The organism is Gimesia chilikensis, assembly GCF_008329715.1.
Lineage (GTDB): Bacteria > Planctomycetota > Planctomycetia > Planctomycetales > Planctomycetaceae > Gimesia > Gimesia chilikensis.
Genome location: NZ_VTSR01000032.1, coordinates 540,698 through 562,694, shown reverse-complemented (window position 1 = coordinate 562,694; position 21,997 = coordinate 540,698). Strand labels below are relative to the sequence as shown.

The 21,997-nt window shown below is 54.8% G+C and carries 29 protein-coding genes; 2 read left to right on the top strand and 27 right to left on the bottom strand.

Going from position 1 to position 21,997, the window contains the following annotated elements; genetic code table 11:
* Positions 1 to 21 precede the first annotated feature (21 nt).
* The 3 genes from pcp to FYZ48_RS27010 all read right to left on the bottom strand — a co-directional run bounded on the left by pcp (position 22) and on the right by FYZ48_RS27010 (position 3,061).
* The gene (gene pcp, locus FYZ48_RS27020) at positions 22 to 690 is read right to left on the bottom strand and encodes a pyroglutamyl-peptidase I (RefSeq protein ID WP_149345606.1); all 669 of its coding nucleotides are present in this window, start codon (positions 688 to 690) and stop codon (positions 22 to 24) included.
* Positions 691 to 795: 105 nt separating this feature from the next.
* Positions 796 to 2,292 carry an SDR family oxidoreductase gene (locus FYZ48_RS27015; protein WP_149345605.1) on the bottom strand — a complete coding sequence of 499 codons (1,497 nt, stop codon included), beginning with the start codon at positions 2,290 to 2,292 and terminating at the stop codon, positions 796 to 798.
* Between the two features lie 139 nt (positions 2,293 to 2,431).
* Positions 2,432 to 3,061, bottom strand: coding sequence for a macro domain-containing protein (locus tag FYZ48_RS27010; RefSeq protein ID WP_149345604.1), 630 nt, complete (start codon positions 3,059 to 3,061; stop codon positions 2,432 to 2,434).
* A 198-nt stretch (positions 3,062 to 3,259) separates the two neighbouring features.
* Between FYZ48_RS27010 and FYZ48_RS27005 the strand changes: the two genes are divergently transcribed.
* Positions 3,260 to 4,939: a right-handed parallel beta-helix repeat-containing protein gene (locus FYZ48_RS27005; protein ID WP_149345603.1), complete on the top strand. Its 1,680-nt coding sequence runs from the start codon at positions 3,260 to 3,262 to the stop codon at positions 4,937 to 4,939.
* 35 nt (positions 4,940 to 4,974) lie between these two features.
* Here FYZ48_RS27005 and FYZ48_RS27000 read toward each other — a convergent pair whose 3' ends face one another.
* From FYZ48_RS27000 to FYZ48_RS26925, 16 genes are all read right to left on the bottom strand, one after another.
* The gene (locus FYZ48_RS27000; protein ID WP_149345602.1) at positions 4,975 to 5,427 is read right to left on the bottom strand and encodes a hypothetical protein; all 453 of its coding nucleotides are present in this window, start codon (positions 5,425 to 5,427) and stop codon (positions 4,975 to 4,977) included.
* Between the two features lie 527 nt (positions 5,428 to 5,954).
* On the bottom strand, positions 5,955 to 6,461 hold the full coding sequence (locus FYZ48_RS26995; protein WP_149345601.1) for a hypothetical protein: 507 nt from the start codon (positions 6,459 to 6,461) through the stop codon (positions 5,955 to 5,957).
* Positions 6,462 to 6,538: 77 nt separating this feature from the next.
* Positions 6,539 to 7,180 carry a hypothetical protein gene (locus FYZ48_RS26990; RefSeq protein WP_149345600.1) on the bottom strand — a complete coding sequence of 214 codons (642 nt, stop codon included), beginning with the start codon at positions 7,178 to 7,180 and terminating at the stop codon, positions 6,539 to 6,541.
* 23 nt (positions 7,181 to 7,203) lie between these two features.
* Complete coding sequence (locus FYZ48_RS26985; RefSeq protein ID WP_149345599.1) at positions 7,204 to 7,446, bottom strand: DUF6868 family protein; 243 nt, start codon at positions 7,444 to 7,446, stop codon at positions 7,204 to 7,206.
* Positions 7,447 to 7,451: 5 nt separating this feature from the next.
* Complete coding sequence (locus FYZ48_RS26980; RefSeq protein WP_149345598.1) at positions 7,452 to 7,976, bottom strand: hypothetical protein; 525 nt, start codon at positions 7,974 to 7,976, stop codon at positions 7,452 to 7,454.
* Between the two features lie 12 nt (positions 7,977 to 7,988).
* Entirely contained in the window at positions 7,989 to 8,456 is a 468-nt protein-coding gene (locus FYZ48_RS26975) for a hypothetical protein (RefSeq protein ID WP_149345597.1), read from the bottom strand.
* A gap of 168 nt (positions 8,457 to 8,624) precedes the next feature.
* Positions 8,625 to 9,341 (bottom strand): hypothetical protein, encoded by a 717-nt coding sequence (locus FYZ48_RS26970; RefSeq protein ID WP_149345596.1) that lies wholly within the window; start codon positions 9,339 to 9,341, stop codon positions 8,625 to 8,627.
* A 5-nt stretch (positions 9,342 to 9,346) separates the two neighbouring features.
* A complete protein-coding gene (locus FYZ48_RS26965; RefSeq protein ID WP_149345595.1) occupies positions 9,347 to 10,207 on the bottom strand; it encodes an alpha/beta fold hydrolase in 861 nt (286 codons plus the stop codon).
* Between the two features lie 46 nt (positions 10,208 to 10,253).
* Positions 10,254 to 10,847, bottom strand: a complete 594-nt coding sequence (locus tag FYZ48_RS26960) for a DUF4291 domain-containing protein (RefSeq protein WP_149345594.1) — start codon at positions 10,845 to 10,847, stop codon at positions 10,254 to 10,256.
* A gap of 30 nt (positions 10,848 to 10,877) precedes the next feature.
* Complete coding sequence (locus FYZ48_RS26955) at positions 10,878 to 11,216, bottom strand: VOC family protein (protein ID WP_145183363.1); 339 nt, start codon at positions 11,214 to 11,216, stop codon at positions 10,878 to 10,880.
* Positions 11,217 to 11,290: 74 nt separating this feature from the next.
* On the bottom strand, positions 11,291 to 11,797 hold the full coding sequence (locus FYZ48_RS26950; protein ID WP_149345593.1) for a hypothetical protein: 507 nt from the start codon (positions 11,795 to 11,797) through the stop codon (positions 11,291 to 11,293).
* Between the two features lie 73 nt (positions 11,798 to 11,870).
* Positions 11,871 to 12,182: a hypothetical protein gene (locus FYZ48_RS26945; RefSeq protein WP_149345592.1), complete on the bottom strand. Its 312-nt coding sequence runs from the start codon at positions 12,180 to 12,182 to the stop codon at positions 11,871 to 11,873.
* Between the two features lie 55 nt (positions 12,183 to 12,237).
* Positions 12,238 to 12,558 carry a hypothetical protein gene (locus FYZ48_RS26940; protein WP_149345591.1) on the bottom strand — a complete coding sequence of 107 codons (321 nt, stop codon included), beginning with the start codon at positions 12,556 to 12,558 and terminating at the stop codon, positions 12,238 to 12,240.
* A 35-nt stretch (positions 12,559 to 12,593) separates the two neighbouring features.
* Positions 12,594 to 13,046 carry a DUF3592 domain-containing protein gene (locus tag FYZ48_RS26935; protein WP_145183349.1) on the bottom strand — a complete coding sequence of 151 codons (453 nt, stop codon included), beginning with the start codon at positions 13,044 to 13,046 and terminating at the stop codon, positions 12,594 to 12,596.
* Between the two features lie 161 nt (positions 13,047 to 13,207).
* On the bottom strand, positions 13,208 to 14,608 hold the full coding sequence (locus tag FYZ48_RS26930) for a sensor histidine kinase (protein WP_149345590.1): 1,401 nt from the start codon (positions 14,606 to 14,608) through the stop codon (positions 13,208 to 13,210).
* Positions 14,605 to 15,300, bottom strand: a complete 696-nt coding sequence (locus FYZ48_RS26925) for a response regulator transcription factor (RefSeq protein ID WP_149345589.1) — start codon at positions 15,298 to 15,300, stop codon at positions 14,605 to 14,607. The genes FYZ48_RS26930 and FYZ48_RS26925 overlap by 4 nt, the downstream gene beginning before the upstream one ends.
* A 480-nt stretch (positions 15,301 to 15,780) precedes the next feature.
* On the opposite strand from FYZ48_RS26925, the gene FYZ48_RS26920 reads away from it, so the two are divergent.
* Positions 15,781 to 16,335, top strand: coding sequence for a hypothetical protein (locus FYZ48_RS26920; protein WP_149345588.1), 555 nt, complete (start codon positions 15,781 to 15,783; stop codon positions 16,333 to 16,335).
* A 25-nt stretch (positions 16,336 to 16,360) separates the two neighbouring features.
* Here FYZ48_RS26920 and FYZ48_RS26915 read toward each other — a convergent pair whose 3' ends face one another.
* The 8 genes from FYZ48_RS26915 to FYZ48_RS26880 form a co-directional block, all read right to left on the bottom strand.
* Positions 16,361 to 17,035 (bottom strand): hypothetical protein, encoded by a 675-nt coding sequence (locus FYZ48_RS26915; protein WP_149345587.1) that lies wholly within the window; start codon positions 17,033 to 17,035, stop codon positions 16,361 to 16,363.
* A gap of 142 nt (positions 17,036 to 17,177) precedes the next feature.
* Positions 17,178 to 17,423, bottom strand: coding sequence for a hypothetical protein (locus FYZ48_RS26910; RefSeq protein ID WP_149345586.1), 246 nt, complete (start codon positions 17,421 to 17,423; stop codon positions 17,178 to 17,180).
* Positions 17,424 to 17,461: 38 nt separating this feature from the next.
* Positions 17,462 to 18,016: a hypothetical protein gene (locus FYZ48_RS26905; protein ID WP_149345585.1), complete on the bottom strand. Its 555-nt coding sequence runs from the start codon at positions 18,014 to 18,016 to the stop codon at positions 17,462 to 17,464.
* Between the two features lie 2 nt (positions 18,017 to 18,018).
* Complete coding sequence (locus FYZ48_RS26900) at positions 18,019 to 18,594, bottom strand: hypothetical protein (protein ID WP_149345584.1); 576 nt, start codon at positions 18,592 to 18,594, stop codon at positions 18,019 to 18,021.
* An 11-nt stretch (positions 18,595 to 18,605) separates the two neighbouring features.
* Complete coding sequence (locus FYZ48_RS26895; RefSeq protein WP_149345583.1) at positions 18,606 to 19,085, bottom strand: SRPBCC family protein; 480 nt, start codon at positions 19,083 to 19,085, stop codon at positions 18,606 to 18,608.
* Positions 19,086 to 19,135: 50 nt separating this feature from the next.
* A complete protein-coding gene (locus FYZ48_RS26890) occupies positions 19,136 to 19,714 on the bottom strand; it encodes an RDD family protein (protein WP_149345582.1) in 579 nt (192 codons plus the stop codon).
* A 113-nt stretch (positions 19,715 to 19,827) separates the two neighbouring features.
* The gene (locus tag FYZ48_RS26885) at positions 19,828 to 20,526 is read right to left on the bottom strand and encodes a class I SAM-dependent methyltransferase (RefSeq protein WP_149345581.1); all 699 of its coding nucleotides are present in this window, start codon (positions 20,524 to 20,526) and stop codon (positions 19,828 to 19,830) included.
* A 133-nt stretch (positions 20,527 to 20,659) separates the two neighbouring features.
* Positions 20,660 to 21,844 carry a serine hydrolase domain-containing protein gene (locus FYZ48_RS26880; RefSeq protein WP_149345580.1) on the bottom strand — a complete coding sequence of 395 codons (1,185 nt, stop codon included), beginning with the start codon at positions 21,842 to 21,844 and terminating at the stop codon, positions 20,660 to 20,662.
* Between the last annotated feature and the right edge of the window lie 153 nt (positions 21,845 to 21,997).

Genomic DNA, 21,997 nt, shown 5'->3' with positions numbered 1-21,997 from the left:
CACATCGATCACGTAAATTGTTCAGATCTGCAGCCGGGAAGGGCTCGCTGCATCAATGTCCTCTGGATGAGTCAACGCTGCTTCAATTCCCATCCGCACTCCCTCGGTCGATGTCTCGACCGACATACTGGGTTCGCCCAGGTTCTCCACGCGTGCGGCCACCTCGGGGAGATAGGGAAGATGAATCCAGCCCGCCCGGATCGGCGAGTCACTCTGGGACAGATAATGCAGGACCCCATACATCAGATGATTACAGCAGAACGTTCCCGCTGCATCCGAAATATCAGCGGGAATTCCCGCATCCCGCATCGCCTGAACCATCGCCCGGATCGGCAGCGTCGTATAATACGCGGCCGGACCATCGGCTACCGTCAAACCGCCCTGCAGGGAACGGCCCGCTTTATCCACCAGGCCATAACGCGTCCCGTCATTCAGATTCTGTGCCAGGCGTTCCACTGTGATCATCGACCGGCCCCCGTATTCACCCATCATCACGACCAGTTCCGGCTGGACTTCCTCAATCGCCGCTTTCACATAATCGATGCATTTAAAAAAAGCGTTCGGCACAATGCGCGAAACAATCTCCGCGCCACCCAGGACGGCCCCGTCTAGCGCCCGCGCCACCGATTCCGCAGGATTGACCGGAGTATAACCGTAGGCTTCAAAACCGGTGAGTAAGACTTTCGTCATCGCAGGCTCCCTTATTCGTTGTAGACTGACGGACACAACCGTAGACAGACCTATCTTAAAACAGAACGGCCGTACAATGCCATAACGAAAATCAGAGCAGGGGGTCTACCGGGAAAGAGAAGGTTCGGAAGAAGATTCAGCACCCTGGATCCCTTCCGCCGCCCGGGCGATATTCTTCAGCATCCCCGCAAACACGAAATAATGTAGCGGACAGACCGCATACCAGTACAACCGCCCCCACAGTCCCACCGGATCAAACATCGCCGTCTGAGAGATCGTCGAACCCTGCACATCCTCTTTGACTTCGAACTCCAGCCAGGCGCGGCCCGGCAGTTTCATCTCGGCCGCCAGACGCAGGCGTCGGTTCGGCTCAAACGCTTCCACCCGCCAGAAATCGACGGTATCTCCCACGCGCAGCCGCACTGGATGCGCACGACCACGCCGCACACCAATGCCGCCCACCAGCAGATCCATCCAGCCCCGCAGGTGCCAGAGCCAGTCGCAGGCATACCAGCCGGTCTTACCCCCGATCCGCTGGATCGGCTGAAAAGCAATCTCGGGAGGACACGCCACCGTGGTACTCCGTGCGTCGACCAGCCGGTTTCCAAATCGCACACCACTCCACGACCGCACTTGTCCCGATGACGAAACCGCGTCCGACCAGCGCGTCTCCGCGAATTCACGCTCCTCGTTATTCAGCGCCCGCTGAATCGCGGATTCGATTCCCATCGGCTCGATCGAAAAGGTATCCCGCGCACGCTCATCCTGGACCACCGTGGAATGCACAATACTCTCGATCAGCTTGCGACCAATGCGTGCATACAGGGGTGTCACCAGTCCCAGCCAGAGACTCGACAGATAAGGGGTCAGCACAGGCACCGGAATCATTCTCAACCGCATCTTCCGACAGCGGGCATACACCCGCATGATCTCCGCATAAGAAACCTGGTCGGCACCACCGATCTCAAACGTCCGACTTTCAGGCATAGATATTTCCAGAGCCTCGGTCAGATACGCGATCAAGTCTTCAATCGCGATGGGCTGCGCGGCCCGCATCACCCACTTCGGCGTCACCATCACAGGCAAGCGTTCTACAAGTGCTCGAATCATTTCAAACGACAGACTCCCCGAGCCGATCACAATCGACGCCCGGAATTCAATCACCGGCACTCCAGACGATCTGAGAATCCGCCCCACTTCCTGTCGACTCCGCAGATGAGGGGAGAGCGACTCTGCTTCATTCCCCAGACCTCCCAGGTAGATGATCCGTTCAACCCCCGCTTCCCGGGCAGCCCGCGCGAAATGTTCCGCAGCCCGCCGGTCATTCTCCTCAAACGAACCGGCTTCGCCCATCGAGTGAATCAGGTAGTATGCTACCTTCATTCCGGTCAATGCCGGCAGGAGTGTCTCCGGTTCCAGCACATCCCCGTAAACCACATCCGTGGTCTCAGCGACCCGCTCCCGCAGCACCTCCGGCCGCCGCGCCAGGCATCGTAGCCGGGCACCCCGCGATTCCAGCACCTGCAGCAACCGTCCCCCCACATATCCGGTGGCTCCAGTCAACAGGATCAACTCAGATGCGTCAGCAGACAGTTCAGGCATGACATCAGCATTTCTTTAGCACGGAATAGAACACGATCAGAGCTTCCACCAGCTCCCCACGGATTTATAGTCCCGCCCGCACTGAAGTTGAGGGGCGAAAATCGATTTTTCGCTTAAAACAACTCCTGGATTGAATTTCTCAGCGAACCACCTGCTGCCCCTCATCGTAGGCAATCGCCTGTTGACGGCGAATTACTGCCTGCCAGTCCATCCGATGTGGCGGATCCAGGTAATGCTGATACGCCACGGCCATCTGCCGGGCCACTTCCCGATAGGGTACGCATCCAAAGCCGGCCCCCATCGCAGGAAAGGCCACCGTTTTAATTTTGGCAGCTTCGTCTTCCTGGCTGATGTTGTGCTGATACACGGCCAGCAGGGACGCCCAGGTCGCTGCATACACTTTATCCGTCCCGGAGATCGAACCGGGGACGCGCATCGTCGGGCTGTGTGCCACATAGGGATAATCGGGATTTCCCATCGGCTCAATAAACGACGTTCCCAGCGGTTGTTCTCCCAGATACAGATCCAGAATCCGGTGCTGAATCCGTTTCATCAGGTCATAACCGTGGAAATTGACCACCGCGGCATCGATACCGGCATTCATGATGCCAAACGAATTCGCCGCAGTTACAAAACAGTCGTGCGGGGGCAGGTCTTCAAAACGGCATTCCATTACCGTCACATGGGGGAGTTCCTGAAAACGATCCCGAAACGCATCACACATTTCCGCTTCGGGATGAATCAGCCAGAGATCAAGGGGTAAAGACATAAAGAGAAGGGGTCCTTTCTTGGAATAGAACGATATTTTATCTGAGAAAACCGGCACTGGTCAAGCGACTACCTGCCGACCTGTTTGTTGTTTAACAGTGTTCTTCAATGAACAGGAAAGCGCTTGATCCCCCCGTTCAATCTGGTAGCTTGGAAGCTGAAAAACATTCCCCACCTGCCGCGTTGAGGAGTAACTGCCATGTGCTCGCGCCATCATCTTCCCACCCCGCTCCCGCGTCTCTCTCTGCTGTCCCTGACCTGTCTGCTGACACTCTGCGTACATCCCAGAACACTACCAGCGGACACACTGTCTGTACCTGAAAAGTTTCCGACGATTCAATCCGCCATCGATGCCGCCCAACCGGGAGACACCGTACTGGTCGCTGCAGGAACCTATCACGAACGTCTGCGGCTGAAACCAGGTGTTACGCTCAAAAGCGCAGGAGACGAGAGCAGGGGAGAACGTGGCCTGAAAAGAGCCGAAACTACAATCATTGACGGCAGTAGACAGCAAGAGGGCGCCGGTGTCCTGCTGGCAGAGAACGCCGTTCTGGATGGATTCACCGTCACGGGTATCGGCGTCTACGACGAACAGAAATGGAACCACCATCATGCCACGCGGGGCGAACAGCAGTCACACGAACACATCGGTGCTCCGGGCACACCGGGTATTGCCATCATGGGCGTCACCTGCACGGTTCAGAATAACATCGTCCATCACATCGGCTACACCGGCATCGCTGCCCAGGCGACCGAGAGTAAACGCTGCACTCCTCATATTTATCGCAATGTCTGTTACCGCAACATGGGTGGCGGCATCGGCTCCATGCACGACTCACAGGCGGTCATTGAAGAGAACACCTGCTTCGAAAACTTCTACGCGGGCATCGGACACGACGATGCCAGCCCGACCGTCATCAATAATACCTGTTTTGAAAACATCCGCGCCGGGATCGGCATCAGTGAAGGTTCCTGTCCCCTCGTGCGTGGCAATAAATGCTACCGCAACCGTCGCGCCGGCATTGGCTCCCGCACCGGCGCCAATACGCGTCCCCTGATTGAAGACAACGACTGCTATGACAACGGCATGGCCGGTATCGGCGCCAGCGAGTCTGCCGCACCGCTGATCCGCAACAATCGCTGCTACCAGAACCGCCTGGCGGGCATCGGCTCTCAGTCACACGCCTCTCCTACCATCATCGGCAATGAATGCTATCAGAACGGACAGTCTGGCATCGGTCAGCAGGGCGACGCTGTCACCACACTCATCAACAATTATTGTCATCACAACAAAACCGCGGGCCTCGGCTTCGCTGACTGCAAATCAGGTCGATCCACAGTAATCAACAACCGCATCATCGACAACGCGCAGGTCGCCGCCGGGGTGCACTCAGGCTGGACCGTCCAGTTCATGGGAAATGAATTCGCCCGTCAGGGAGGTCTGCCTCCCATTCTCATGGTCTTCGCGGGCGCTGATGTCACCCTCACTGGAAATACCATTCGCGGCGGCGGAGTCGCCGGTATTCGCGTCGCCGGGAAACTGCGGGCGGAAAACAATGAATTCGCGGGGACCTCCCTCCGCAAAGTCGGTCCTCCCAACTTCGGGGTCTGGGCACTGCCCGGTGCGGAAGTAACGCTCACAGGAAATCGCTTCCATCACTGGCGTCACGCGCTCAGTGCCAGTGAAGCGACTGTGATGGCCTCCCACAACCACATCAAAGACTTCCACCGCACGGCACTGCTGATTCAGAAACCCCAAGCCCCGTCGCATGTCTTCTTCAATGTGGCAGTCTCCAGCGATCCCAAAGTAGAAGTCCTTACGCTGACAGGCCAGGCAGGTACCGTGAAAGGAAATGAACTACGTCAGCCGAAGGACTGAGTCACATAGCAGTTGACCGAGCATATGCTTCTGCCTTACTGCAAATGGGTCACATCCGCTCGTTTAACCAGTGCGATCGGCTGCTGATTCTTCCAGTCGTACTGTTTGCCATCCACCGTCAGGCTGTTCAACATCAGATCAAAGTGATGTCCTTCCCATTCAAATGTCACGCGTCCGGGCAGAATGGTCGTGTCTTCAAACGTCAGCTTATTACCTCGCATCTGTTCCGCCTGTTCGGGGAGTGTAAATGTTCCCGCGGGATGTGCGTTTGCTGCCTGATCGGAAAACACCACCTGCCGACGCAGCGTGCGGTCTTCGCGGCCCGCCAGTCTGAGCGTCAGCGCAAGTTGCTGCTCCGCCTGACCAATCTCGGCCTCCCAGTGCCCCTGTGCGCCGTTGAACGAGTCCAGCGACCAGAATAACAGAATCACACAGCAGAGCGCCCCGCCACAATACAACACGACGTTTTTCAGAATGTCTTTTTTCATGGGAATGCCTCATTTAAAAATAATGCCGAACTGATCGACAGGTGATGACAGATACCAGTCAGGAAAAACAAATGGAATCCGCAGTCATCGCATCCGCTGTATGCCAGTTTCCGCTCCCGTTGACCTGTGGATCATAAATCAATCTCTCATCTCTGAGAAAGGCATTTTTGAATCGTCAAATCAACGAATTCCATTTCTGCAGAATGTCACCGGCTCACACTGCAGCATCCTGCACAACTCATGCAAAACCTTTCCGCACCGGCCTGATTCTGCATTCTGCTCAAGATGTCATGCAGGAAACACACAGTCGAGAAGAACCAACAGTCAATCCAGACTGCAATTCTCTGTTTCCGTTTCTGCATTCCATCCGAGATGAGCATGCCGGAGAGGAGTTGCAAGATTCATGCCGATCACGAACAGCAACATTTTTGAACGCCGTTCCCACGCCTTGCCTGTCGCTTGCGTAGAATCAGTGCGAGACTTTGTCTCGATCCTGGGAACAGGAGAGACGGCGCACCCTCAAGCGCTCATTTATTCTGGAACTGCTGCAGATGGGTTTCCAGTTCATTCCATTCGCGGATGACATGCTGCTGCATTTCCGGATCGGAATAATAAGGGTGTCCGCTGTCGACATAGGCTTCGATCGACTCTTTGACCTGCGCGACCAGGGGAAACACGCGGGGCACCAGCTCTCGCACTTCCGGCAGACAGTCATCGGAAAACTGAAACTGGATCGCGGCTCCCAATCCATACACCTGGCACCACTCGGCTTCCTCATCTGCTCCCCAGACCGGCGTAACCAGCAGATAACGCTCCAGTACCGGGAAATAATAAGCAAACGCTTTCCCCCCCATCCACATGAAATCTTCCTGGTAGACAAAGGGATTTTCCTGAAATCTCTGATAGGCTTCCTTCAACGTCAACCCACCAAAGTTCTCCCAGGCCACCAGTGCATCCAGATCGCCTTCGTGCGGATCAAAATCCCGCTCGCCGGGCAGGGGACCATTAACATCCCTGAATGGTTTTCCTGTCATACGTGTTCATACTTCTATTCAACTTTCGCCCCGCAAAAAGCGCGTAGCAGGGCAGCTAATAATCTATCCTCTATCGATCAGTCTTCATAAATCGCGCAAGCAATTACAAAACTGCCAAAGATATTACCGTATCCTACGACAGCACCGACAATAGCCATCCAGTTCTTTCGAGTGGAGAAGCAGGCGAAAGAAACTAAGCCTAAAATCCCTGCCAAGTAAGACAATGTCCACCCCAAAGCAAGCAACCTCTCAAAATACTCTGCAGCAGGTCCTTCCCACGTTACCACGGGTTGTCGGCGAGAACCATCCACTCGAATATGCGACTTAGCATAGGAAAGCACTACTGTCCCCAGCAGAGCCAGAAAAGGGGAACAGACTGCTAATTTATCATTCTTAATTACATCATCCTGTTGATACGCCGTAGAAGCTTCCCAGACTAACTTGTGCTTTAAGGACTGAGGTAAACAGAAACGTAATAGCCACAGCAGGATGAATAAATCTGCCAGAGTTGCAACGGGAAAGAACAGAAGTTCTAAAATCCCCTCAGCACCGATCGGAGACAAAAAGGGAAAACTTGGGGCATTTCCTGCACTGATATCAGCTTCATTCACACAAAGGCCAAAGAACGTAAAAGGCCAGACCCAGATAAAGTAGATGATCAACAGGAAACGCATCGAGAAAATGATTTCCGTATTGTCAGCAGACTCTAATTCCGTCATTTAGACTCTCACCATACTAGACATCACCCGATCATCAACAGCGCCAGATAAGGCACCAGATTGAATACCAGAAACAGCAGCTTGAACGCGCCTACAAACACATACATTACCACATCAAAGGTCTCCCTGGGGAGAGGAAACCAGCGTTTCTGTGTCCGGTACACCAGATCCGGCATCAACAGAAAACAGAGCGTCCACAACACCAGGAGCCCCCCGTTGAAAATGGAACACCACATGAAGAAGCTGGTCAACGTCGTCAGATCCATGTCGCTCACCTCTGATGTTTGAGTTTCTGCTTCAGAATATTTCGTACCCGCGCCTTGATCGACGCCGCTTCGTCTTCCAGTGCCCGCTCCAGCAGACGATCAACCTCATCCTGGAATTGCGCATGTTGCAGCGCCAGTTCATGAAACCCGTGATAGGCCCAGGCACGCACAAACTTGTTCTCGCTCTCCAGGCAGTCTCTTAAGAAGGCCTCCAGCGGTTTGACCTCCCGCTTTCCGATCGGCAGGTAAGACAGGCTCTGCAACACCTGCAGGCGCGTCTCCCAGTCCTGCAATCCCGACAGAGCCCGAAACAGCGGCTTCGCCTGGGCGACACTCAAAGCGTGCCCCGCTTCCAGATGCCGCCTCAACAGCCAGCTGGCCGGCTTCTGCAGTTGAGGATCAGCCAGCAACGAGACCAGTTCCGTGCCCAGCGCCGGCTCTTCCGAACGCCGATCATAGACCGCCTGCAGGTCAGCAACCGGTTGACCTGCGACTGCTTCCAGATCCCGTTTCAAATCTTCCATCGCCATCCACAAGTTCCTCTAATGCTGTTCCAGATACAGAAAAATCCACCAGAGTACTCCCGCCACGATCAACATGACCAGCATGATATTTAACGCCACATGGTCAATCAGTTCTGAAAGTGTATCGTACCAGGCCAGCATATGTTGAATCACCATTGCCACGCCCGCAAACAGAAACAACCCCATACCCAGCGGTACAAACGAGGCATTAGGTCTAAACCCCGTCACAGGATACCATAAAACTGTCAACCCGAGCAGAAAAGCAGAGAAGACCATGGGCGCATCGGCTAAAGTCAACAACGCCAGTTTGATCTGAATCTTCCGCTTTCTTTCGTCTCTCTGTGGATCATTTTCTGGAATGTCAGCAATTCTCTGTCTTGCATATAAGCGGATCCCGGACAGATAGGCCGACAATGCAATCGCAAGCCCCAGAATCGCCAGCAGGTCATCCGGTGTGCTACCTAAACCGACAGCGAACAGACTCATCAGACACCTCTCACCAGTCAAAGGTTTCGACAACTGCCTGACTAAGAGCCCGCATGCAGATGTCGGATTCATCAGAGAATCGGCGGGAGATTCTCCTCAAGTGTGCCTGCTGCGCATGAGTCTAGCAGATTTAGAATTCGACCGCAGTTATTAATTGTTAGATCGATGTCAGAAAAACAATTCTCGCGGCGGTTCGGTGTCGGACGAATCCGTCTCTGTCGAATCGCCTTTCTGTGCAGCGGAATCTTCCGACGGGGGCTCCTCCGGAGAGACCGGCTTCCAGATACCGTGGCGCCACCATCCGGGAAGCGTGGTACTGCCGCAGACCAGAGCCACAAAGCCCGCACAGAACGAAATAAAACCAAAGACCACGACAGGTATCTGCTCCAGTCCGCACAATTCATAGCGCGCATAGATTGTCTGACGGGAATGGGGGGATGCGATCCCGTGTGTAACTACGGTGATCGTCGCCCTGTAGTCTCCCTCCGCAAAAGTGGGCAGGTCGGCCAGTCTGACCTCGCCGTTCATCTCAGAAGCCTGGGAAGTAGACAGCCCGCGATTCACGATTTCGTTACCGGCAAGATCATGAATTACAATGGAACCAGAGAATCGTCCCAGAATCTCCGCACGTTCTTTGTCTGTTTCCGCATCATTCAGGTCGAGATAGATGCCTTCCCCATGCGAGAAAGAACAGGTCTGTTCAAAGGGAACCGTCACCGTCCCCGGCTGTGAAAGATCAAGCACCGCCTCCATCGGCCGGGCCGTGATCGCCTGCTCAAACCGGGAGTTCGCATCCCAGGATAATTTCAACGCAAACAGACAGATAGTGAGTGAAGTCACTGCCAGCAGCATCCCGATTATCCTGCCGATTGCCAGTTTCCGCATGCTGGTCATTTACCTTCAGTCAGTTGATTAACAAAGTCTCTGACAACACTGTTGAAAGTTTCCGGATTCTCCAGATACATGAAGTGACTGCCTCCCGCATCCGCAGCGATCATCTCGACCTGGCCGCGGGGAATCTGCTCCGCAATCCAGGGCATGACCTCAGGTCCCAGGTGGCTGGCTGCGCCGCCGATACAGAGGGTTGGCAGCAAAATCCGGGGCAGCAGATCACGATAGTCGGCGGCACTCACACTCAGTAGCAGTTCCGCAGCATACGGGCGGGGAAACTTCAGGCTCTCCTGAATCACCTGCAACAGATCCGCTTCAGAGAAACTCTCGGTAAACATGCTCGCCAGGAATTCGCCTGTCTTAGCCGGCCCCTCTTTGCTGCCGATCAGCTCTGCCTGCGCGAGGACTTCATCGCCGCCTGCCTCGGCCCCATACTGGCGGCATTCGGTTTCCGACCATTCCGGCCGACGGATGCGGGCAATCATCTGATCACAGAGCACCAGGCCACGCAATCCCGCCTCGCCGAACAGATCCAGGTAATTCCAGATCACCGTACAGCCCGCGGAATGACCGAGCAGAATCGCATCCTGCAGATCCAACGCCTGCAGTAACTCGCGCAAATCCATCGCCAGTCGGGAGACGCGATATCCATAATCCGGTTTGGACGACTCTCCATGCCCGCGCTGATCCAGGACCAGGCAGCGGCACCTGTCACTCAAGTCATCCAGTTGCCTCTGAAACAGCGCCGCTGACTGCGACCAGCCGGGCAGGATCACCAGCGGCGGTCCCGCACCGGCAGTCAGGTAATGCAGATTCACCCCGTCCGAGGTTGTGAACGTTCCGGATTCGCTTCTCGCCATTGCTTAACCTGCCTTCCGTTCTGGTTTCCTCCACTTGTAAACCATCTCAGTCGGAAATCAACAGCTTTCGAGTTAATTCCCCAGGCACCGGATAAACTTTTTCGCCCGGCAGCTCCCGTTTCAGACTGCGGCTGCTCCCGACACGAATCGCATTCCACTTACGAACCCGTGGCGTCAGATCTTCAATGCCGACAATCCACTCCTCGACATATTCGCGAATGATGTGACGACTGAGGCCCACCTGAATGCTGAAGCAGGAGAGAGCCGCTCCGCGGGAACTCCGTTCCGTGTCCCATTGAATATGCACGGGCGCGGTCTGGAATTTCCGCTCCCACTCGGCTGCAGAGCGATAGACGCCCCGTTCGGGAGATGTCAGCTCACCCAGTGAAAGCGCTCGTTCCCAGCCGGCACGGGTGATACGGACCGCCAGAATTCGTGTCTGTCCCGTTTTCTGTCCCCAGTGACTGCGATGCATCAGCCATAAAAACGAAGGCTTGATCCACGTCATCCGCGTCAATGAAAACGGACGCACAAACGTCTGTGCCTCAAGCGCCGCATCCGCAATCGGATCTGCATAGGCCTGGTACACAACGATCGTCTCGCGATCATAGTCTGCTCGTATTTCATAAAGACGGGGCATCTGGTTTCTCACACTTACTTCAGACAAGGATCAGGAGAGCACCACCTTCCTGCCGTCCGGATCTTGTACGACATACACCGAATACTTGGGATGATGAGTAAAATCACAAATTTCGATCCCGGCCCGATCCAGTCTCTCCTTCAAATCTCCCTCGATCGACAATCGGAACCCTAACCGTGTCTGATCAACGGCTGCTCCCGGTTTGAGTGGATACAGCTCAAATACCATCTCTTCCAGCTGCGCAGCATAGTGTACCGGTCCGGTCCGATGCTGCTCTTTGTGGAATTGAAATCCCAGTTGCTCATAAAACTTTTTTGAGGCAGACAGATCCTGGCAGCGCAGCACCAGCAGATTCAGTTTGGCAGACATGGTCTCTCCAGTAAGGCACAAGGTAGAATAGACGCCAGTTGAGACACCATCATCGGTCAGACGTTCGCCGGAATTCACTTTTGTGAGCAAAGCCACTCATACAAAGCCAGCTGGCTCTGCAGCGACTGACCATAGTTCGGCCCCTCCTCTTCGGGGACGACCGTCAAGGTTCCATCATTCTGTGCCTGCAACCGTGTCAGTATCCAGCCCACCTCACCGTCAAACTGTCCCGTATTAAATTCAATCTCATCAATTTCCGGCGACAGAGAAGGGGCTTGCTGATGTTGGACCATCAACCAGGCCCCCGCTGGGACAATTGAGATTCCCGTCGGTTGCCGAATCAACTCCAGCACCACTGGCGCCAGCGACCATTCTCTGAGTAACGCCCCTACCGCCAGCCCCAGCAGGCGAGTCCGCCAGTTACTTTCCTGGATGAGGGTGAGGGCCAGTTCTCGATCCAGTTCTGCTCGCAACCCACGGAAGGCCTCGATTTCTCTGTGAAAATCGACATCGCTCAGATCCGGGTGAATCAAAGATTGATAGAAATCAGAGGTTTGCTGAAACAGAATTTCCGGTGTCATATTGAGAAATCCTCTGGGGAATCCTGAAGCTGCTGTGCTTGAACTACTGAGAAGACGTCTGTCGCCATGCTGTTCAGAAGAAATAGGGGATGCTGGTAATGAGAATAATCAGCATCAGAATTGAAAGACAAACCAGTGCCACCAGTCCGGCGGGCCTTCCCAAAGTTCCTCCGAACCGGATGCCCCCAATCGAGAATCCGAATCCCAGTGCCATCGTGATATAAAGTTGCCAGGGGATTTCACCTCTAGAGATATATCCTGGACGAAAGAGCCAGATCAGGCAGAAAAGCGCCAGGAGCCCTTCGCAGTTGCCCACCCAGTGTTTCCAGCGCGAGCGGGGCACAGCAGCCGTCGCTTCAGCCTGTTCAGACTCTGTTTCAGCCATCAAGGTAACTCGTTTTCTGTTAGTATCACTCTTTAACAGCAGGAGGACAGTCAGCTCAGACGAAATTGGTATACAGCACTAGCAGAGCCAGGATCAGCAGCTGAATCACCAGCGATAAAATCCCGATCAGATAACCCGGTAGGCTCCCAAAGCGCATGCCTCCCACACTCAGCCCGATCCCCAGCCCCAGAATCACGAACAACATCCAGGGGATCTGTGATTCCCGGGTCAGAGAGCCGGGTGGGGAGCAGAACAGAAAGAGCGAAACCAGGCAGACCAGTGACAGGACCGCTTCACCATTGCCGACCCACTGCTTGCGGATCGGGGGGAGTCCTTCCCATCTCCAGGCATTTTCGTTCGGCTTCAAATCATTCATCGCTACCATACTTCCCGATCCGCTCAGGGATCACGCTATCGTCGTCTCCTGCGGGGCGGGCCATCGACGGCTTCGCTGGCCATCTGGTACAGCTTGAAGCAGCCAAACGCCATCAATCCGCAACATGTCAGAAAGACCCAGACAGCCGTGCTGCTGGAATGTCCCTCCAGTCGCGATGAGTCCTCCACGCCCGACAGATACTGCACCGTCACCTTCGGCCCCGGTTTCGGCCAGCTGCGTGGCACATCGTCACGCTCACTGTGATGCTGACCTTCCTCATCCGTAAATGTATACTCGACCGCCAGCAGTGGTTTTCGCCGCTCAGATGTCTCGAATACGTTCGTTACCGTGGCCTCTGCGGTCTGGCCCCAGATCATGAACTTGAGTTCCTGAAACGCATAATATCCGGAGGAAATAAAGACCACTAAACCAATCAAAACCCATTTCGCCATCGATTTCAACTGGCGCATCTCTTCATCGGTATCCATTATCTCGGGCAGCTTTCATCTGGAGGTGTCATCTGAAGTTGTTAATCCATAAGCAGGCCCAGAATAAACAACAACACAACACCTGTACAGAAGCAGTCAAGCAATTATCCCGGTTTCAGCGAAATTAAGCATACTCTTGAACAGATACAGGCATTGATGACCTACCGGGAAGGAATCGATAACACAAAGCGGCTGCCTTCACCGAGCCGACTCTCACAATGTAATTTGAGACTCAGCGCTGTCGCGATATGCTGTGCCAGCGCCAATCCCAGCCCTGTCCCCGGGGAAGCCTGTCGCCGCGCCTGGCGGGTACGGAAAAAGGGTTCGAAAATCGATTCCCAATCTTCCTCCGCGATCCCCATTCCCTGATCCTGCACCGCCAACTCGATTCGATCGCCTTGCCGCTTCGCGTGCACCGTGACCGGCGTTCCCGGTTCGCTGTACTTAAAGGCATTCGACACGAGGATCTCCAGGATCTGCCCCAGCAGTGCAGGGGAGGTCTCACAGATTAACCCTGATTCACTCTCGCAGACCAGATCGTCTCCGCGGTCATTCTGCTGCCAGCGATTCAGCTCCTCAAGCAACCAGGCCGACAAATCGACTTGCTGCAGATCGGGAATCGGTTCATCCCCCGCCGGTCGCGCCAGGAAGAGCAGAGCATCGACGGTCCGGTTCAGAGAACGACTCGCAGAACTGACCGAAGCCAGCGTCTCCTGGTATTCTTCAACACTCCGCGGACGTCGCAAAGCCACATCCACCTGTCCCTGCATCACCGTCAGCGGCGTACGCAACTGGTGCGCCGTATTTCCCGCGAACCGCCTTTGATGTTCGTATTCCTGAAACAGCTGATCCAGCAGTTCATTGAAAGCCCCTCCCAGTTCTTCCAGTTCATCCGCGGTCGCGGGTACATCCAGTCGGGCGCGGGGGTCCCGCACATCGAGTTGACGTACCTCATCGGCCAGCTGGCGAATGGGCTTCAAGGCCTGCCCACAAAAGCGTCTGCCCAGTAACGCCGCGATCAGCCAGCAGAACGCCGGCAGTACAATCAAAACCACGGCCAGCCAGAACAGGGTACTTTGTAACGGCGACAGCCTGCTCGCAGCGATTACCGTCAACTCGGCATGCTCCAACGACGAGCGCTCTTCGACCGGCTTTGGATCGGGAGCCGCCAGATGATGGGTCACAATCCGCCAGCCAGACTGTTGATACTCTTCGGGATCAGGAATCAGCGGTTGTTCAGAATGCCCCTGCGGAGCCGTTCCCGTCGCAGCGTGATAATTCTCCGAGTGAGCAATCACGCGACCGTCCCCGGATACAATCAGCCAGAATGCATTGCCGGAGGAAGTTTCATCGGCCACGTAATGATCGGTCGCTTCGAATTTAACATCGTCACTCTCCACCTCCGCCGCCGCCACCAGAACATGCAGTAAGGCGTCGAGCTGTTCATCGAAATGATGTTCCAGATAGGTCCGCGCCACGCCATACAAGATCAGGGAATTACCCACCAGGATGACAGCCAGCGCGATCAGAAAGAACCGGGAAACCCGCGTGGTCAGCTTCATCGCAGTCCCTCCTCAACGGAAGCTGCTTCCAGAATGTAACCCCGCCCCCGTAAGGTCTGGATCACACGGGGACCGCAGGCTTCAAGTTTGTGCCTGAGTTCCTTGATATGCACCTCCAGCGTATTTGACAGCCCGTCGTAAGCATCGTCCCAGACGGTATCGTAGATCCGTGTCCGCGAGAGTACCTTGCCCGGGTTCCTCAGAAAGAACAGCAGCAGTGAAAACTCTTTGGTCGTGAGCTCCAACGGCTGACCGGCCCGCATGACTCTTTGTGTCTCCAGGTCAGCCCGGATATCTTCGAACTCAATCACCACCGAGCTGGACTGCCCCGGACGTCGTAACAACGCCCGAACCCGCGCCAGCAGTTCCTCGAATGCAAAGGGTTTGGTGAGATAATCGTCGGCTCCCGCATCCAGCCCCGTGACCCGCTCGGTCACCGCGTCCCGGGCCGTGAGGAAGAGCACCGGCGTCGTGCGATTTTTCTGACGAAAGCGACGCAGCAGTTGAATCCCGTCTTCCACCGGCAGCCACCAGTCGAGAATCACCAGGTCCCAGGCCTCATTATTCAACAGCAGCCAGCCCACACGTCCATCTTCTGCATGATCAACCGCATATCCCTCTTCGGCCAGTCCCCGCACCAGGAAATCGGCGATCTTTTCCTCGTCTTCCACTATCAAAATCCGGCTGCTCATCTCAAATGCCTTCGACTCAAATCGTATGTATCTCTCGTGTTAACAGGTCTCCTGCACAGGCATTATACGCACTCCCTTCCCAACGCCATGAAAGATGAAGTGGATTTTATCTTTGCTTCAGCGTGGCTTTAAGTCCTGTGACGATAATGCTTTTGAATCGCACGGCTCCTGCCGTTTTACCCGACCTTTTGAAAAGGAACGCCGCATGTCTGCTACATCTTCATCATTCTCCAGGAGGACAGACTCCGAGAGCAGTCCCCCTCAGCCGATCTTTTCCCGCTGTCTATTGACTGCTGAAGCGGTGCCGCTTCTGGCCCGACACATGGAACAGAAATTCCCAGCAGGAATCAAGTTAGCCGATTCGCAGCAGCGCCAGTCCAGGAATTCGTCACCGGGATCGCACTCACCCCAGACCGAATTTTAGTCTGCCCCCCTGAATTACCGATACTACTACTATTCCGCATCGAAAAGGAAAAAGAGATGACTACGCTCACCAGTTTTATCAATGACATGTTCTCGACACCGAATCCGGCTTCTGCGTCAGACCGGCAGTATCGGATCGACCGCGCACACGCTTTGGAAATCAGTGCTGCCCGCGAATTGAACGATTCAATCCACCTCTGGTCGGCCCGGGAAGCCTCTCAGGTGGAAATCCATCGCTACGCCTCGACTGAAGAACTGGCCACGATCCTGCATCGTTTTGACAAAGCGAACGGGCAGGGGATTGCGGATGTTGTCCTGCTCCTGGATGAATCGCTGCCCGTTCAACTCGAAGACCTGCTGCACCGCCAGAACCCGGGCCGTCGCCTGACGCTGATTCCCCGCCAGTCCGCTGCTACTGATGTCTGCAACCCACTGGGGATGGCTGGCTCCCACTTCCGTCTCGACTGGGAAGCCGTCGAAGTCAGCTACTACCTGAAAGACGTTCTCACCAGTGGCGTGATCCGCCTCAACAGCAGCGAAAAACTGGCCGTCCTGTTACCGGCAAGTGAAGTCTGCACCGAACTGCTGCGAAACGAAGAACGCCTGATGTAACGCTCCGTAGATCAGGCGCAGTCAGTCACTCATGCACGTAGGCCCAATCGCCTACGCGTTCCAGACTGCCACCATAGCCGCACTCCGGGTAATTCTGTAGCGGGAAATACATCATCTGGTCCCAGTTGAAGCCTCCGCTTCCAGTTGGAACAACCAGAGCCCAGGCATTGCCCTGATACCGTTCCCGGGATTGAGCACCCGCATAATAGTGGTATGTTGGATAAGCCATCATGCCCGTCCCGGGAACATGCGGCAGATAATCGGGCACCAGTTGCTCCAGCGTTTCAGGTGGAGTTCCGTGATCGTCCGTGTAACGCGCAATCGCCTGAACTAGTGGCTTACTCCGTTCTGCAAATGTCGCCATCCGCTGCATACGCACCTGCCAGCCCAATGGAATCGCAGCGAATGTTAAGGGAAGATAAATCAGTGACAGAATCAGCACCCACAGAGCATCTCGTCGCGTTCTTCTGAAACAGAGCGCCACGAGAGACACAGGGATCGCCAGTACCGCTACCAGTAGTGCCAGCCCATAGAAGATGAGCAGCCAGAGAAACAGCGTTGTACCCACTGGTGTCGTCGAAACCCAATGGGCAAACGGAAAATAGACGATCACCGAAAGGACAAACAGCGTTAAGTAGATTTTCTGTTTCGTCTCCAGGTTCCAATGCTTTCTGTAATGTATGCCGGGAATGTGCTGCATCACTTTCTTCATACTCGTTCGAATTAATGATACTGAGTATCCATCGGATAACCAGAAAACTAAAGACCACATACCGGTGACTCCCCAGACCGCCTCTGAAGCATTTTTACCGTCAATGGAAGAGATAACCTGTTATGATCCTTTACTCCCCGCCGACTCCCTGTTCCTCCTGTTCGACTTCCTTCGCTTCTTCCACATGCGCCCCCGCAGGATTCACGATCCGGTCCAGCACTCCCAGCGCGCCGATGACGCCGCCTCCCGATCCGGAGCCCGAGTCCTTCCTTCTGGAAGGATTCACCAGATCTTTCACGAAACTGGCCAGCAGTGCGATCACCACGCAGAGAAACAAAATGATTCCCGCCAGTACAATCCAGTCTATCTGCTGCATGAATTATCTCTCGACTTCAAAGGTTCCGACATCCTGTCTCAAAAATTTGGAAAGATTCGCGTCGACCAGTCTTTAATCAACAGCTCTACTTCCGGTTCCAGATTCTGGTTCGTACACTGGATCTGATACATTTTGTTTTCCGTATGACTGCACCAGCTCAAAAGGGGTAAGGATAACAGCCAGGTCCCCAGCACGATGAACCCCTGGAGGAATTCTTTCTCGATGAAAATCCCCAGCCCCGTCCCCAGCGAGTTTCCCGTCAAGAGCAGCGCGAGTACGCCGAGATACATGTGAGTCCGTAAGATCGGCTTCAGGCGTTCCATACCCTCACGATCTCCCAGTGCCGGATAGTCCCGTAAAAATCGATCCATGCGCTGCTCGTTATACAGCATGCAGAACATCATCCCGCCCATATTCAGGCAAAACACGAGAAACAGATTCTGCCTGACAACTGCAAACGGTCCCCACCGACTTTGATGCAGGAAATACAGAAAGACAATCGTGTAAGCCAGGAGCACGACCTGTACCATCAACACCCTGATGACATGATTCTTCCGCCGGCGTTTTGTTTTGATGATGCCCGTCGAACTCATCTTCAACGTCCTCCCGATTGCAACCGCTGGTCTTTCTCTTTTAATGAGGTTGCCCGCTCAGGAATATTATAGAGCCGCCACGCCGCCATCGCATCCTGTATTCCGGAAATCAGCACCAGAACCGCCATGACAACCAGAACGCCACGTAACAGAGCAGGCACGTCAGCCGGCTGATAGTAAAAGCGGCTTGGCAGGGAACGCCAGGCTCCCGCTTCCAGGCAGACCGCAGTCACCAGCGCCCCAAACAGCATCGCAAGCATGATATGCAGCACATATTCACCGCTGGGCAGTCCCCCCAGCAGCCTGCGGCTCTCGCGCTCCAGCGCAAAGTCCACAATCGAGATCAATACGTCAACCACAAACAACAGCAGCAGACACCAGAAGAAAGCTCCCTGCATCACAAAATTAGGAATCACAACAAACAGCATTGCATAAGTCGGGCCGCGCAGGCTGTGTACGATCAGCTCCGCCCGCGAATCGAGGTGCTGGCGAATCCCATGCGAAAAGCTGTGATACAGAGCGATATCGGTTGCCCCCAGACAGCCCAATACAAACAGGATGTAAGTCGCCACCGCCATTTCCACTTCCTTCACTCAGTCCTCGAATCGGAATCCGGTTCTAGTCTATTCGACACCAGTTCCCGCAATGAACGCTGGCGAAAATCAAACGCAGAGTTGAGCGCATTCGCAACTATATGCTGCGTCGCGAAACGTCCACCATACTGCCATGACAGCTGCACCTCCAGAATGTCCCGTACCACGGTTCCCTCTGCCGTCTCGTCGAATTCATGCAGATGCGTAAACCGCTCAAACGGTCCATGAATCAGCGTCTCACCAAAACGACAGTCGGGCTCATAAACCATATGGCGAAATCCCATGACTACCGGCAGAAAACCTCCGACCTGCTGCTCAAACCAGGTTTCCGCTCCCGGCTGAATATGACCGGCATGACGTAATAGTCGAAATCCAGGCCACTCCGCCAGCAACAGCCCGAGATGCGCAGGATCCTCATGAAACCGAAACAGCACGCCCCTGGAAACGGGCAGGGTCTGTTCAAAACAAAATCTCATTCCAGATGTATTCCATTGCTGAACGACCGTAAAACGACAGGCGCGCCAGTTTACGTTGAACTCGCGAGCTCCACCTCAACCAGCTTCTCAGTTTCCCGCGGGAGTACGACACAGGGATAGAAATAGAGAAACGACATCCCGGTGTAATACGTATAATGGATTTCCGCTCGCCCCACAGGCTCCGCCCGCTTGCGTACAACACAGGTACCAGCGAACCGGTCGGTCAGTGACTGGCGATCCCGGTCCACTCCCACCCACAACAGATCATACACGAGATTGAGAGGAGAGTAAAAATTCAGCAGCACGCGATACGTCATCCGCCACACAGAAGGCTTTGTACCCCGCAGTGTGATAATCCGAGCTCCCGTCACCCAATAACCGACACTTCGCACACGTGAGGGACGCAGCACCGCCAGGTAACACCAGCAGCAGAAGTACCAGACCAGATCCGGGGTGAATACATAATTGTAAGACACAAAAGTAAAAATGACCCCGATCGGGATCCAGAGCAGCAGGAGCATCGTAACATCGACCAGTGTTATCACCAGTCGACGGCAGAAACTGAGGTAATCCTCGGGCGCAAAATAAACGCCATCCCCCAGGGAACGATCACGTGAGACTCCCGCCATGCTGCACGATTCCTGACTGTGGCAGAGAAAGAAAACGGCCTGACCACCAGACTGCCATCAGACCTGTATTCTACATGCCAGCAGCCACATGTGCAAACATTCAGTCACACCAGTCAGCCAACCTGACATTTCACAAACAGAAATCCGGGGGACGTCGACAATCTCTGGTAACTGTCCGGATCGCTCTGACGCATCCGCTCGTCCGGTTGTCCTTCGCTCAATGCGGTGATCTGAAAGCCGGCATCAATCAACGACTGGATGATCTCTGACAACGGTCGCCGGTAATACTCCACGCGCACCGGCTGTCCCACCGTATTCCACTCGTCGATAATTTTCTCCGTCAGAAAATAATTCCCACTCGGGGAAAACCCATAATCGACGAACGGATGATGCGTGGAAAAGACAAACAGCCCACCCGGTTTGAGCACGCGGCGGATTTCTGCGAGCAGGGGGGAGAAATCTTCCAGGTAATGCAGCATCAGCGGGCAGACCACCACATCATAAGCAGCGTCCGCTTCCCGCGGGAGTCCCTTTGCCAGATCCTGGGTGTAACATTGGACCGCGTCCCCCAGGCTCTGTTCGACCAGGGCCACCATCTCCGTGGATTGATCGACGGCAGTCACTTCCGCGCCGCGGCTGAGCAGAATTTCTGCATACACGCCTGGACCGCAGCCCAGATCGAGTACTTTCATTCCATTGAGCTTCGGCAGCAGTGCCAGCAGAGAAGGGCGGTCGTAGCTCGCGTTATAGCTGTTATCGCGAATCGCCTGAGCATAGGCGGCGGCATGTTCAGAATACATCGGATTGGACATCAGACAGGACTCCCTGCAGAAGTGAGCTGAATTACCTGGCACACGTCAATGCTGTCTTATAACAAGGCTCCGCCCCCGCGACAATCATCGCAGGGACGGAGTCCGTACCAGTCCCGAATCCGGAAGCATTGTTTTAATAACTGGCGACAGCGTTCAGATACAGCTCTTTGGCCAGTTCCCGCAGCGCCTCGTCCGCCTGGACACCGCCGATGTTGGTCATCATCACAATCGCGATGTCTTTCTCTTTATCGATCCAGATCTGGGCCAGGTTCTTGCCATTCGAACCGGCATGATAGAGCAGGGGATAGGGAGCCCAGTCCACCGTCAGCCAGCCCCAGCCGTGAGCGTACTTTCCATTGGGTGGCGTTCCCGGACGCGCCGGTTTATCCCCTTTGATCGTAAAGACAGGAGTGTGAATTTTCTCGACCGTTTCCGCCTTCACAATATTACAGGGGGGCCGCATCCCGTTCCCGGCATTCCAGCCAGCCCAGTTCGCCAGATCCAGAATCGACAGGTGCAGACAGCCCGCTGGCGCGAGAATCAGCGAGTTATCCGCATTCGGCCCCGCCATGTACGCTTTGACTTTACCGTCTTTCTGAATGACATGTCCCAGCGGTGCATCGATTTTGCCCAGGGTCGACTGTGTTCCCAGACCGGCGGTCGTCAGCTGAAATGGCTCAAAAATGCGTTCGACGATCAGCTCGTCCCAGGCTTTGCCGCTCACACGTTCAATCATCGCACCGGCGATCGTGTACCCGCGGTTATTGTATTTCCATGCAGTGGAAGGCTTTGTTTCCAGCGGCAGTTTGACCGATTCTTTCAGCAGCCAGTACCGCATATCATTCAGATCGCCATCCACATCGAATGAATCTTTCAGCAGCTGCATCAGATTTTCATCGTCGGCACGCATCCCACTGGTATGGGAAAGCAGTTCTTCCAGTGTCACTTTTCCCACGCCGGGTGCCATTGAGTCTTTCAGTTCGGGAAAGACCTCTTCCAGCGTTGAATCCCACTTGAGCTTGCCTTCTTCGATCATCATCGCAGCAATCGTGGCGGTCATCGCTTTGCCGTCAGACCCCAGGTGAAACTTATCATGAATCGTGACTGGAATGTCCGCTCCCATCTTCCGGGTGCCGACCACGCCGAATTCCGTTACGGTGCCTCGCACGACAACCGCTGCAGACAATGCCGGCAGATTGCCCGACTTCAGATACGGCTCCAGCTTGTGATTGATATTCTGCGCCTTAACGGGCGTCTGCATAATCAGCAGAGTCGCTGCCATCAGCAGTAATCCCACCCGGCCATGTCCTAATCTCATTGTGTGCTCCCGATTCGCGTCTACAAAACTTCTGCCATCAGTCCAACTCAGTCATGCCCGCCTACTCTTTATCGTGCATCGGTGCAGAGAGCTGTGGAAGCATCGGTTAAAAAATGCAGACATCAGTCAATCAGCATGCGTCGATCCGCCCAG